Source organism: Sphingobacterium sp. 2149 (assembly GCF_031455655.1).
Taxonomy (GTDB): Bacteria; Bacteroidota; Bacteroidia; order Sphingobacteriales; family Sphingobacteriaceae; genus Sphingobacterium.
The window spans coordinates 342,848-356,630 of sequence record NZ_JAVDTD010000001.1; the positions used below are offsets into that span (position 1 = coordinate 342,848).

At 37.6% G+C, this 13,783-nt stretch carries 13 protein-coding genes; 10 read left to right on the forward strand and 3 right to left on the reverse strand.

Going from position 1 to position 13,783, the window contains the following annotated elements; translation table 11 throughout:
* Positions 1–45: 45 nt before the first annotated feature.
* Positions 46–843 carry an SOS response-associated peptidase family protein gene (locus J2X77_RS01405; RefSeq protein WP_310078603.1) on the forward strand — a complete coding sequence of 266 codons (798 nt, stop codon included), beginning with the start codon at positions 46–48 and terminating at the stop codon, positions 841–843.
* A gap of 145 nt (positions 844–988) precedes the next feature.
* The gene (locus J2X77_RS01410) at positions 989–1,570 is read left to right on the forward strand and encodes a hypothetical protein (RefSeq protein ID WP_310078604.1); all 582 of its coding nucleotides are present in this window, start codon (positions 989–991) and stop codon (positions 1,568–1,570) included.
* Positions 1,571–1,816: 246 nt separating this feature from the next.
* Here J2X77_RS01410 and J2X77_RS01415 read toward each other — a convergent pair whose 3' ends face one another.
* Together J2X77_RS01415 and J2X77_RS01420 are read right to left on the reverse strand one after the other, a co-directional pair.
* Positions 1,817–3,340, reverse strand: coding sequence for an IS1182 family transposase (locus tag J2X77_RS01415; RefSeq protein WP_310078605.1), 1,524 nt, complete (start codon positions 3,338–3,340; stop codon positions 1,817–1,819).
* Positions 3,341–3,443: 103 nt separating this feature from the next.
* Positions 3,444–3,836, reverse strand: coding sequence for a hypothetical protein (locus tag J2X77_RS01420; protein WP_310078606.1), 393 nt, complete (start codon positions 3,834–3,836; stop codon positions 3,444–3,446).
* A gap of 248 nt (positions 3,837–4,084) precedes the next feature.
* On the opposite strand from J2X77_RS01420, the gene J2X77_RS01425 reads away from it, so the two are divergent.
* Positions 4,085–4,291, forward strand: coding sequence for a hypothetical protein (locus tag J2X77_RS01425; RefSeq protein WP_310078607.1), 207 nt, complete (start codon positions 4,085–4,087; stop codon positions 4,289–4,291).
* A 37-nt stretch (positions 4,292–4,328) separates the two neighbouring features.
* Positions 4,329–5,288, forward strand: coding sequence for an HNH endonuclease (locus J2X77_RS01430; RefSeq protein ID WP_310078608.1), 960 nt, complete (start codon positions 4,329–4,331; stop codon positions 5,286–5,288).
* Between the two features lie 5 nt (positions 5,289–5,293).
* On the opposite strand, the gene J2X77_RS01435 is transcribed toward J2X77_RS01430, so the two are convergent.
* Positions 5,294–5,800: a very short patch repair endonuclease gene (locus J2X77_RS01435; RefSeq protein ID WP_310078609.1), complete on the reverse strand. Its 507-nt coding sequence runs from the start codon at positions 5,798–5,800 to the stop codon at positions 5,294–5,296.
* Between the two features lie 144 nt (positions 5,801–5,944).
* Here J2X77_RS01435 and J2X77_RS01440 point away from each other — a divergent pair, with 144 nt between their 5' ends.
* The 6 genes from J2X77_RS01440 to J2X77_RS01465 are packed head-to-tail and all read left to right on the forward strand — an operon-like array spanning position 5,945 to position 13,199.
* Complete coding sequence (locus J2X77_RS01440) at positions 5,945–6,901, forward strand: hypothetical protein (protein ID WP_310078610.1); 957 nt, start codon at positions 5,945–5,947, stop codon at positions 6,899–6,901.
* Positions 6,902–6,961: 60 nt separating this feature from the next.
* Positions 6,962–7,189 carry a helix-turn-helix transcriptional regulator gene (locus J2X77_RS01445; protein ID WP_310078611.1) on the forward strand — a complete coding sequence of 76 codons (228 nt, stop codon included), beginning with the start codon at positions 6,962–6,964 and terminating at the stop codon, positions 7,187–7,189.
* A gap of 47 nt (positions 7,190–7,236) precedes the next feature.
* Positions 7,237–8,397 carry a DNA (cytosine-5-)-methyltransferase gene (dcm, locus tag J2X77_RS01450; protein WP_310078612.1) on the forward strand — a complete coding sequence of 387 codons (1,161 nt, stop codon included), beginning with the start codon at positions 7,237–7,239 and terminating at the stop codon, positions 8,395–8,397.
* A 1-nt stretch (position 8,398) separates the two neighbouring features.
* A complete protein-coding gene (locus J2X77_RS01455) occupies positions 8,399–10,309 on the forward strand; it encodes an AAA family ATPase (RefSeq protein ID WP_310078613.1) in 1,911 nt (636 codons plus the stop codon).
* Positions 10,310–10,320: 11 nt separating this feature from the next.
* Positions 10,321–11,997, forward strand: a complete 1,677-nt coding sequence (locus J2X77_RS01460) for a hypothetical protein (protein ID WP_310078614.1) — start codon at positions 10,321–10,323, stop codon at positions 11,995–11,997.
* Positions 11,998–12,020: 23 nt separating this feature from the next.
* Positions 12,021–13,199 carry a type II restriction endonuclease gene (locus J2X77_RS01465; protein ID WP_310078615.1) on the forward strand — a complete coding sequence of 393 codons (1,179 nt, stop codon included), beginning with the start codon at positions 12,021–12,023 and terminating at the stop codon, positions 13,197–13,199.
* The last annotated feature ends 584 nt before the right edge of the window (positions 13,200–13,783 follow it).

Genomic DNA, 13,783 nt, shown 5'->3' on the forward strand with positions numbered 1-13,783 from the left:
AATTGTGTATATTCGTATCAAAGCCAAACAAGAAGGGATACCATTATGTGCTGGGATATTAGCCTCCATACCGATATTGAAATTATCAAAAAGACTTTTCCGCAATTGCGGGACGAGCGTCGTCAATTGGATTACAATTATGACTATCTGGAAAACGTCCAGGCCATTACCTTTCCCAAGTATCCGATCCTGTATAAGGACAAGGATTCAAGCCAACTGGCCTTGACTGAGATGGAGTGGGGGGTATTGCCTACCTATATTGACGATCCGAAACTGCAGGCCGATCGCCGACGCAATATGATCAATGTACGTAGCGAACGTATCCTGGAGGATAAAAAATCCTATTGGTACCGCTTGCGCAAGCAGCGCTGCCTTATCCCTGTGAGTGGTACCTTTGAGCATCGTGCAGTGAAAGGATGGAAAAAGAAAGTGCCGTACTTTATCGGCGCGGAAGGGAGAGATCTATTTTATTTACCAGGTTTGTACCAGTGGCATGAGACCGTGGATGAGGATGGCGTAGTGGAACGCGTAGGTTCCTTTGGAATGCTTACACGAGCAGCCAATGAAGTGATGGCCAATATCCATAATGATGGGCCCAATAAACATCGTATGCCTTTATTCTTGCCGGAGGACCTCGAGCGTCAATGGATCGAGGATATAAACGAAGAAGATATGCCACCAATTTTCCTGTTTGAAATGCCCAATGAAAAGTTGAAGCATTATCCGGTGTATACGTTGAGAGGATATCCAAACCGCCCGGATGGAAAGCATCGTTATGAGCAATTTGACTGGGAAGGATTACCGCCTTTAGGGAGTGATACGGCGCAGACTTCGTTGTTTTAAATCAGTGTCCAATGGGAAGTTTAACAAAATATGTGTCAGATGATCGCCCAGAATTCGGCGTATTTATCGAAGATGACGATAAGGTCTGTTAAGCATACTTATTGAATGAGAAAAGAATAGTTGGAGATATTTGGTTTATTAATTTATGATGACTTTTATTAAAATAGCGTTAACCGCTGCTAATCTTTTCACACTTAATCAATGTTTTGAGATCAAAACGTTCTATTATAAAGAGAAATTGGAACATACTTTCATAGATGGTAAGAGTTATACTTTAGTCAGTGATAAAAACAATAAATATTATAATGTAGACCAAGCAGTTAAGCCTCATCCGTCGATGTTAAAGACAAGTTATTTTGACACTGTTCGAGATATTGTATTGAGAAATGTTGATGCCAGTAAATTAACAGATATAGATAAAGATGCGCAGATTTATGTCTCCATGTTTTTCGATCCAACTAATTTGAAAGTGATCGAGGTGTACTTTGGATTTACTGCTGTAACTCCACTAAAATTTATGACAGTCGAACAGCTTCAAAAAATAGATGAAGATGTTAAAAAACTAGTACGGGGAGAGAAAAGAATAGGCTGGTACAGCGAACAAGAAATCGATGAGAACTTTTCTAAGCTCAAGTATATAGACGGTGTTGGTGTTAGTTTTTATTTCAGTCAAATCAAGGAATACAAAAATGGCCAGATTCCAAAAGAAAAAGTAGCCCCATTTTAATTTGTATTGATGTAAAACATATGCTATTCAACCATTCATTTTGATAGAGATTATTTATAACTTTAATATGTCGGTTAAAATATAAGACAACTAGCTAGAGGCCGTCTCATAAGTAATTATGAGGCGGTTTTTGATTTAGTAGAATTTTGAAGCTATGACTTTGGTTTATCAAGCTAAGTTAGATTTGATTTAGTCATTTCTTGTTTTCTCCACTTTGTAGAAGTGGAAAACAGGTTAAAGAAGGCATTACGCCTTCCACTTTCTGAGGTTATGAGCGATTGACAGTAATCCAATTTCGACTTCAGCCTTTGTCATCCCCTTGAGCAGGAACCGTTTAAAGCCATGGTTACTTTTGATATTGGCAAATACAGGCTCCACATCAATGGCCCTTTTCTTGCGATAACGGATACCCTGGTCGCTGTTAAGAAGCTTATCTGCTTGCTCTTTATGCGCTTTCAATCGGTGATTGACTTCCACGATTCGGTTTCCCTGTGATTTGTGGCATTGTCCTCTCAACGGGCAGCCCTGACAGTTGAGGGCCTGGTAGCGACTGGACACCTGCTGAAAACCCGAGGCCGTGGTTCTTTTGGTAAAGCCGATCAGGCTCATCTTTTGCCCCATCGGACAGTATAGGCAATCTTCTTCCCGATTATAATGAAGCCCCTCCATTGAAAAGGGGCGCTGTTTTCCTTTTTGATTTTGGTCAAAGCTGCCATACTTTATATAGGCGGCGATCTGTTTACTCTCCAGCAGGCTGTAATTCTCGTCCGAACCATAACCGGCATCGGCAACCAACGCTGAGGGTGTCAATCCGTACAGGTCTTCATATTGCTGTAAATGTGCCGGCAGCGTTAAGGTGTCGGTTGGATTGCAATGGAGCGAGTAATTCAGGATGAATTGGTTCTGGGTGGAGATCTGCAGGTTATAGCCGGGTTTCAATTGACCGTTCAGCATGTGGTCTTCTTTCATGCGCATAAAGGTCGCATCCGGATCGGTCTTGGACATGCTGTTACGCGAGCCCATTTTCTTTTCCTGGTCTTCATAGCGCTCCAGATTATCAGACCAGTTCTTGCGGGCATAATTCAGCTTTTGCTTTACTTTTTTGTCCACCTGTTTATCCTCGAGTGCCCGGTCGATCTTTGCAATTGTTTTACGCACCTGTTCAGCATCCACCTGCTCAAAGTCAGAAGGTGAAGTATCTTTAAGCTCTTCGGCTGCCACACCCTGGGCATATTTCCACAAGTCATCCAGCTGCGATTTAATCCGCTCTTTACTGGTTTTAATGGATTTGCCCCATACAAAGGTGTATCGGTTTGCAGCCGATTCGATCTTCGTACCGTCTGTAAACAACGCTTCTTTCAACGAAACGATCCCTTCTTCGGCCAGTAACAGTACAATCTGGGAGAAGATCTGCTTGAGGATATCGGAAAGCTTTTCACTACGAAAACGGTTGATCGTATTGTGGTCCGGTGTTTTCATCCCGCACAGCCACATGAAGTGGATGTTTTGGCGAACCTGTTCTTCAAGTTTCCGGCTTGAATAGGTGTTGGTCAGGTAACCATAAACCAGCACTTTTAGCAGCATCCGGGGATGGTAGCTTGAGGCTCCACCTCCTTTATACTTTCGATTGATCGGACGAATGTCTATCTGGTCAATAATCTTTTTGACGATACGTGCAGGGTGATTTTCTGTTATCAGTTCTTCCAGGCTCGGAGGAAGTAACTGCATCTGATCGGAATCATAAGGCTTAAATACTGGTGTGTGTCCCATACTTTGAAAATACGAAAAATCTCAAAAACAAAAAAGAGGCTATCCTTTTGAGACAGCCTCTTTTTACTTTTCGTACCCATGGGCGGTCCGATCTTGTTATAAGCTATCCTACATAAATCTTTTTGAGGCGGCTGGTTAGCAATTCGATTTTCCCTTCCAAAATAAGGTGATAAAAGTTTTCGAAGCAATCCTGATAGATTACCTGTTCGAGAGATTTTATTTCATCTCGGATTTGATCTTTGGGCATTGTGCTATAGTACTTATAGTCGTCAGTTTCCATTATATCGTCATCAAACCATTCATCATTCAGGTACTTGTAAAGGTCGTTTAAGTCAGCTACATCGTGACTTGTTTGAAAACAAGGGTGAAACCAAATCCAAAAATTCTCCTGGTCTTTATAAGGATCGGGTAGTGGTACAATCACTGTACCACGGAATAAATCTCCAGGATGTTCCTTATACCTGAAGTGTGTGAACTTTTCATTTAAATTTTTCATGACAGTCATTTGGTGCGAATGCCACAAATGCTGTACCGGAATAAAAGTTATGAATAGCTGTCAACCTTTTAACAACATTTCAAAGAAATGAGCAACTTTAATTCCAAATAATCTTGCGTACTTTGATTTAGATCGAAGCTTAAAGCCGGTTAACATTCGACCCAAATTGACATCTAGCAAAAGCGGACTCCCTTGATGGTTAATAGAGGAGACAGTTTAATTAAAAAATAGCGTGAAATACTAACAGTATGACCGAATTCAAAGAACATATCGAAATCTTTAAAGAAACTCTCGGCACTCGTTTCGAAGCTTGGCGCGTACTTATTGATCCCAAGGAAAAGTTGTATCCAGTTTATTGGAAATGGGATGAAGGAAAGTTTGAGCATCGAGAATTCGCTGTTGAAACCATGAAACGTAGGTATCCAAACTTGGAGATTAAATTTCATTGTTCCTAAGCCGTGCAAATTTAAAAAGATTGCCTATTTTGCGTTTATGAGTTCCGGACTAGATATATACCTCAGCGCTTTTACCCATATTAAAAGAGCCAATACAAGATATGGACTGGCCCCACATAAGCCCATCTTGCTCTTGACTTTGGTTGAGCTGATCGAAAAGGGTATTGTACTTAACAACCGTTTCGAAGTCAATGTCGATCTTGTGGGATTGTTTCAGGAAAACTGGCGCCTGCTGGTGCGGACTGGCCATCAGCCAGACTTTACACAGCCATTCTATTATCTGCAGTCTGACAAGGCAGCAGGGCAAAACTTTTGGTTTTTATACCCAAATCCCGGATCTCAGATCAATGCACATATCAAAAGTGTCAAGACACTCGCTGAAGTGGTGGCCTACGGTGCGTTCGACTATAAGCTTGCCGTGTTGCTCAGTGATCCGTTGAACCGCGCCGCAGTCCGTGATCAGCTACTTTCAGCTTACTTTGTAAATGAGCGTGTAGCATACTATCGGCATAAGGAATTGAATGACGGCTTTTATCATGAAGTACAATCATTGGTGCTAAATGAGCCCGAGGCACAGTACAAACATATTTCTATTCAGACCGAGGAAGATGTGTTTGTCAGATCCGGTTTGTTCAAACGCTATATCCCGCAGCTTTATCAGGACACCTGTGCTATGACAGGTATGCGGATGCGGTCTACCTTTAAGTACAACTTTATTGATGCGTGCCATATCGTGCCTTTCGCAGTTACGCATGACGACAAGGTGACGAACGGAATAGCACTGTGCCCAAACTTGCACCGTGCATTTGATAGGGGACTGGTCAGTATAGATGAAAGTTATACCATTATGGTTTCCGACCATATTGACGAGCTGGACGATCATCCTTATAGCCTATCGAAATTGAAAGGACGAGAAATTTCTCTTCCCATAACACAATCCTATTATCCATCGCAGGAAAACTTAGCCTGGCATCGGGAGAATGTATTTAAAGAATGATTTACTTATTTCCAAAGCTTTCTAGTTTCTAGAAATAGCTCTATCTGATTTAGCACAGTAGGAAGATTCTTAAGAATGTCCTGCGTCCAAAATCTAAATACGACGTAATCCATGTCTCGCAAGGCTCTATTCACGCGAATATCCTTTTGCATGTTGCGTTCAATCTTGGGTATCCAGAAAAGGCGGTTGGATTTGATACGTTCTCTATTCTTTTTCCAGTCGAATCCATGCCAAAATTCACCATCGACGAATATCGCAAGTTTATATTTCTTGATAACTATGTCAGGAGTTCCAGGTAAGGTCTTGTCATGAAGGCGAAAACGGATATTCTTGGACCATAATGACTTTCGTAGGATCAGCTCAGGTTTGGAATTACGGCTTTTAATCTTAGACATGTTGTAGCTACGCTTTGAAGTGGTGTAGAAACCTGCAGCTTCTTCAAAGCGAGGTACATGAATTCTATCTGATTTCTCTTCATAAATAGCCATGCGCAAATAAAATATCTTTCTCAAATAACAATATTTTCTTAAAATTAGTTTGATAAGTATTGCTTATACACTTATAAATAATCTTTTAAAGTTCACTTATATCCGATTGTTTCATTTGACGCTACTATGTATTTTAGGTTAATCAACTTTAATCTAAATAGAATAGTTTTGAAAGAGAAGATAATCGATCACTTAAGTACACTTATAGCCAACAACGTTATTGGAGATATTCAGTATCATAATAGGTTCAATGGATTTATAGGTGAACTTGACTTCAAAGAATACATGATCTTAAATAAGCCTGAGAACTCTTATTTAGATGGTGGAATTTTTGTTCCTACAAAACAAGGCGAATCATATCTAGACAAACCAATATATTTCACTGTAACTAATGAATTGAATGGCAGTTACAATGAAATATATTCTCGTATATCAAGGGTCAATTGTAAGGCGCTCTACATTTTGGAATGGAATATTGACAAGATAGAAGATTGGAAAGAGATCGATATTTTGGGAGTAGGTAAAAAAATTTTCGTGCCTGAGTTGAACGTTAGCAAATATGTGAATGAAGAATTCGTTTCATCGTCGTTAGACGAGTTTTTAAGGGAATTCAATAAAAAAGCACATAAATATACGGATTCTGTACCACTGCAAGTTAAGAAGCATTTTATTGATATTATTATAAGATTCGATCTCAATAATTTATTGGATTTATATGTTCAGCGTTTCGTTTTCGATGGTCTACTCGGTTTACATCACGAACGCGGAATTCCAACTGATATTGATCAGATTATTTTGAGTTACAAGACACGTCAATATTTTTTTGTTGAGATCAAGGAAAAAGATCTTTCTAAGAGACCTCCTATAGGCTTTGGCATGGATATTCCAAGAATACAATTTTTTCGTTCATTGAAAGCTACTGTAGGATTTGAGACTTTCTATATAGTAAAGCAGATTAATGATCAGACGTCTCGGGAATTCGTGAATTGGCGTGCTATTTCAATGTCTAATTTTATAAAAAATTGTAATCAGCAACCTGTAGAGGGTGGAACAGGAATGAGATCTATAGGTTCCAGCAATCCCACTTTAATCTGTCCTGAAGAATTCTTTAGAACTTATTCCTAAATAAACAAAAGTTCACTTATATCCGATTGACTTATAAGCCAATTTTGTCCAATTTGCACTATGGATATTAAAATAAAAGTGGGTTTGAGAATCAGGGAATTGCGTAAAGCACTAGGATTAACGCAGGAGTCTCTGGCATTTAAGGCCGACATGGATAAAACTTATCTTAATGAAGTCGAAAACGGAAAGAGAAATGTTTCCTTAGTCAATCTACAAAAAATTATCCTGGCACTGGAAACAACATTTGCTCTTTTTTTTCAGGAAGAAATTGATTCAGACAGAGCATAATTTCAACCCAAATTTTATTGTAATAAAAAGGATATAGCGTGGAAGTAATGACAAAGAAATTAGGTTCTAAAAGAGCCGGGAAAGAAAATAAGACAGATAATAATAGCGCTCCCAGTTTTAATTTTATTGATCTTTTTGCTGGTATTGGTGGTTTTCATATTGCCATGCACAGCGTGGGAGGCAAGTGTGTTTTTGCCTCGGAGATTGACAAATTTGCTAGAGTGACATACGAACACAATTATAAGAAGTGGTCTCCAGAAATGTTTGAATCTGGGAATTTTAATCAGGACATCACACATCCAGATCTTGATTATGGTGATATTCCTACATTTGATGTTTTATGTGCAGGATTCCCCTGCCAACCATTTTCTCATGCAGGTTTAAAAAAGGGGTTCGGAGATACAAGAGGAACGTTATTTTTCAATATTGAGGAAATTGTACGAACTAAAATCGAAGCAGCGCAGAAACAAGAAAATAACAGTCTTATTCCCAAGGTGCTGTTCCTTGAAAATGTTAAAGGTCTTAAAAACCACGATAAGGGAAGAACTTTTGAAACAATCAAACTTCATCTCGAAGAATTGGGTTACGAGGTTAGGGCAGAAGTACTGAATAGCAAAAATTTCGGTGTGCCTCAAAATAGAGAGCGGATATTTATTGTTGCTTGGTTCAAGGATCTCGTGAAGGCTGAAGATTTTAAATTTCCTTGGGGATTGGATAAAGAGGGTAAACCTATATTTGACCGTAATCTTCGAGATATTGCGAGTAAAGATACAAACGTTGGACAGATTTTATTGCGAGAGACAGAACTGGAAAAATTGGAACAGCATTCAGGGCGCACCTACACTATTTCTGATAAGCTTTGGGACGGACATCAACGGCGCAAAAAAGAGCATGGAGAGAAGGGCAACGGTTTTGGCTATTCATTATTTCAGGACGATTCCGCCTATACCAGTACTATATCAGCACGTTATTATAAAGATGGATCAGAGATTTTGATTGATCAGAGCCTGCTTGGAAAAAGACCACGTAAACTACACCCTATTGAGGCTGCACGCTTGCAGGGTTATCCGATTGATGAAAAAGATAAAGATGAACGTTTTGAAATACCTGTATCCGATGCGCAGGCTTATAAGCAGTTTGGAAATTCAGTGTCAGTACCGGTGATAAAGACATTGGCCAATGAAATTATTAACCAATTATTGAAATAGTATGTTGAAAGATTTAAATAAATTGGCTCTTGATGCAAAAGCGAAGAGAGATTTGTATAAAAATGAAGAGCTCGAATTGAGCGAAGATTTTAAGAAAGAGTTTCGACGTAAACTTCCAAATTCAAGGCTTATATTTTTCAGACATACCTGTGTTGATTATACCTCCCAAGGATTATCGATTGTTATTCCAAATCAATGGTTCATTATTGCTTCTATATTTACGGATTATTTACGGGCCTTAGTCGAGTACAAAAATATTGTTAATGATTTTGGTTTTACCAAAGATAAAATTACGAATTTTAGAAATAATAGGTCTATTGACGATGAGTCGCTTGAGATTATAAAGAAAGGTCTAGACGATAATGATTCTGAATTAATTATAAAATTTTTGACAGATTACGATTGGTGGTTTGGTTCAAAAACAGTTGACAGAGGTGATTTTTTTGTGAGTTCTATTTTGACTTTGGCTTCAGTAGTTCATATAACACAAGGACACATTGCTCAACTTTGTGTTCTCTTGGTTGAAAATAAAGATCTGATTCCATTATTGGAAACCACTGTCAGTGCTGCAGTTCAACCTTCAAAAGAATTAGAAAACTCAACTGATGCCACGCTTCAAAGATTTGCAGATTGGTTAGTAGAACAGTCTTCACATAATTATTTTAATAAGAGTCTTGACAAAACTATCGCAGGCATAAAACAATATCGAGAAAAATATATAGAAAGTTTTGGATCTGATCTTTTTGATATTGATTTTGATAACTTGGAAGATACAATTGAATTGATCCGTGAAAATGTTTACGACAAAAGTTCCAAATTTTGGGATTACAGCGACAATACATCAAGCCATCAGCCTAAGGCTATTTTAGGAGATAAGAATTACCTGCGATTTCTGAAGGAATATAATCCTGTTACAAATGCAGGTGCAGAAATAGTTAAAGGTTATAACAAAATCTTCTTTGGTGCACCAGGAACTGGGAAATCTTATTCAATCGCGAAGAAATTACAGGGGGTGTCTGAATTTCAGATTGAAAGAGTCATTTTCCATCCGGATTACGACTATTCTTCATTTGTTGGGGGGTATAAACCAGTTACAGAAAAGGATGAAGATGGCAAAGATGTTGTGAAATATAAATTTGTTCCACAGGTATTTACAAACATATTTGAAAAAGCACATCGAAATCCGAACAAAAATTTCTATTTAGTAATCGAAGAAATTAACAGAGGCAATTGTGCCGAGATCTTTGGTGATATATTTCAGCTGCTGGACAGAAACCCTGATTATGCAATCACTCCTTCGGAGGAGCTTCATAAGTATCTAAAAGAGCGTGATGAAAATGCGCGTAATAAGGTGCTTAAAAATGGAAAAATGACTATGCCTGGCAATCTAATTATTCTAGCGACAATGAATACGTCGGATCAATCACTTTTTCCAATGGATAGCGCATTTAAGAGACGTTGGGAATGGGAATATGTTCGGATCAAATCCCCTATAAATGAAGAAGATTTATCCTGCCCTTCATTTAGTTATAGGGTAAAATTAGAAGATGGGAAATACTTTAAATGGATGGATTTTGTCGCTAATGTTAACAAGCACATACTCCAGAATCCGAGCTTGGGAGATGATAAATGCATTGGTAATTTCTTTGTAAAGCCCGACAAAGGAAATATAATATCCCTACATACACTTATCAATAAAGTTATATTCTATTTATGGAATGATGTGTTTAAAGACGAGGAAAATGAAATTTTTGCTGATAATACATATCAGAACTATTTCCCAGCATCTGAAGGAAAGAAGAGAGTAAGGGCGATGATCGACAAATTCAGGACTCAAGAACCAAAAATGCTTTTTTATAAGTTTACCGATCAAGGTGTAGAGGTTATTGCAGACACAGACTTAGATAAGTAATTCGACTTTTAATGAAGGTCTTAATTGAAGGGGAAAGATATCCGATACAGGTCTTGGAAAAACTGTTCCGGTCCAGTCAGTTTTATTCTGCACTTGGGGCAGAAGGAGTTATTAAATATGTAGGTTATTATCACAATATAGAGGATAATGAGCTTATTTTTATGCTCCCCAAAGTTTTTATGACTGATGAAGGAAAAACCGTCTTCGGTTTTGGAGTACAGGAACTTCTACACGAAAGCGGAAATATATTGTCGGTAAAGTCTGATGGGGCTCTTTCATGGATAAGAAACTTTACAGTCTATTTTTACAAGAGTCTGGTCAAATTTAGACAAAAATATCCCGACTCTATTCTGATAAACTATTCACCTGTTTTCAGACTCAAAGGTATACAAAAGACTTTCCAGTACTCATATCTCGATATTCTATTGAGTTTCGTTACTTATTTCAGGAAAAATAGAAGCCACATTCTCTACAAACATATAGATGCCGTCCAAAGTAATCCGAAGAAGCCAAAGTGGGATAAAACTGTTCGGAAAGCCAAACCAGTACTTGCGGGCGGTACGATAATATATGATAGGATCCGTGCAAAAAGCAAGATTGTAGACAATGAAGAACAGCTGATTATCTACTTCTTTTCGATATTGAATTTTTTTAATGAAAAACATAGTCTCGGTTTGCAGATTGATAAGGTCTATCCAATCCTAAAAGGAAAGAGATTTACAGACCTCATGAAAGGAGGACTGGCAAAGCTCAAAAAAATAAAATATCGGTATTATTCTGATTCCCTGAAAGAAATGCACTCACTATGTATGCTTTTTTTCTCATCCCATGACCGGGGAAGAGGGAAGGCAGCAGAGGATTTTATTACAGTGAGCAACTATAATATTGTTTTCGAAGACATGATCGACAGTCTTTTTTCTGATGATCTAGAACCGGTACCTGTAAATAATACGACACTTAATGATCTAAAATATAGCAAAGATGGTAAAATATTGGACCATATTTTTGATCATAACTCTCTATTTGACGGATCAAGTATTTTTTATATTGGAGATTCAAAATATTATAAGTCAGGAACTGAAGCTGGGCAAAATTCGCGTTTCAAACAATTTACCTATGCAAAAAATGTCATTCAGTATAATATTGATTTGCTTAACAAAGATAAACGACCTTATATCCCCGGGCAACGTTATAGAGATGAGCTGACAGAAGGATACAATATAACACCCAATTTTTTTATCTATGGTTATATCAATGGCGCTGACAACTATGAGGTGAATGATTTGATTCCTTATGGTAATGTCCAGCCCTCTTGCCATTTTCCAAATCGTCTATTTGACCGGGATACACTCTTTGTTCATCAATATAAGATCAATTTTCTTTTTGTATTAAAAGCCTATGTAGTTTTCAGGGAATTCTCCATCAAACAGTTTAGGCAAAATGTAAGGGATTTGTTTAGAAATGAGTTTATTAAATATTTTTCTGAAGGTGGAATGTCAGGATATACACTTTACAAGTATAGAGGAAAAGAGCCTGTCGAGGATTTTGTGAATAACAATTTCAAAAAATTGAACGGAAAAGTTTATAGAACAATAGAAGGAGATTTACTTTTAGGAGTAAAGGACGGAGATGACGAATTTGACAAACAAAAGTTTTTACCTTATTTTAGTAAAATGTCGTTTCATTAATCACAAATACTTTTGATATCAGCATGAGCGTAACATTATCAGATCATTTTATAGGAATTGCGGCCAAACGGCTAAGTCATGTTGAAATTTTTTCAAATCAGCATGAGTTTAATGGGATAAATAAGTTTAGGGATATCCTCGGCGCTGATCGGATAAACCTAAAAGGTAATATGGTGTACTTTGCTGATGACGAAGATGAAATGATTGATAATCCCTCAGATTACACTTGGTACGATGTACGTGAGAACAATCCATTGCGGTCAGCGGAATTTCGTCTCTATTTTTCTGACAATGATGTAGTTCCTAATGCTGCAGTCGGAGATCTAGTGATTTTGTGTAAGACAATTCAGAACGAACTTACAATAATTGTAGCTGCACATGGGTCAACATCTGAAAAGCAACTCTTGTATCTTTTTGGTCTGGAAGAGGTGGAAAATAGATTTCTCGTTAAAGATTATAGAGGAGATTATTCGGATATTGGTTATGCAGGTAAATATATACTTGAATCCATAGGTATTGAAGTAGAGATTCCAAATGAGATAGATTACCTGGCGGTTATGCAGGAACAGTTTGGATTAACCTTCCCAAGCACGGCTGTGTTCTCTACATTTGCAAGATCAACTGTTGAGGATGTTAGCGTATTAGATGATCCAGACCAAGCACTAATGGCATGGTGGGAGCGCGAAGGAGAGCTACTCAGGATTTTTGAAAGAGCTATTGTAGGAGAGAAAATTAGAGAAGGTTTTGGAGATGATGTAGATGCCTTTTTACAATTCGCACTTACGGTTATTAATAGGCGTAAGTCCCGCGCAGGTCACAGCTTTGAGAATCATCTTCAGACAATATTTGATTCTTTTGGAATTAAATATTCAAAGGGAGCGAAAACGGAAAGAAATAATCGACCGGATTTTATTTTCCCGTCAATTGTGAATTACCATGACTCTTCATTTTCTTTTACCGATCTATATATGCTTGGTGTAAAAACAACCGCGAAGGACCGTTGGAGACAAGTACTATCCGAAGCCGATCGGATACCACGTAAACATTTGATAACCCTAGAGCCCGCAATAAGTAAAAATCAGACTGATGAAATGATTGCACAGAATCTGCAGTTAATTATTCCATCCACCTTGCATAAAACATATTCAGAAAAACAGTTAGTGGATATAATTAATCTGAAGTCATTTATTGAAACGTTTTAATCTGGCAAAAATTTTAAACTTCAAATTTTGTAATAAAGATTCAACTCACAAAAGGGTTATATTTTACTAATCGTGAAAGAAAAGCACTATTCTTTCACGATTAGTAAATACCTATGAGGTTGATAAATAGCAATAATACCTTAAAAAATATTTTTAACAATCATAGTTGGATTAAAAAGCCTCGCATATTGTTCAACAAATGGTTCATACATCTATCATTACTACCCATATGGATTGATTCTATTATATCTATTGGTTTATGAGAGCTGGAAAACAAATAGTGGCTTCTAAGGTTTTGGAAATCTAAAATTTTACTGTTGTTTAAATGGATAAAGCCGTTGCGTATTTTCTGAAAATGCTTAATTTCCGTTTTATAAGATCCCACTAAAGATAGAACATAATTTAAATGTCTATTTACGGGGAATTGATTCAGCAACTTAAATAGCATATCTTCAATTTTGTCGATATCCCCCCATGTTAACTCTAAATGGCTTCCCGAGAGAGTATGAGATGGAGTATGTCTATGAACAGTGTTCTTGTGAAGATAACATAAATAACATATTGCTACATTATCATTATATGGA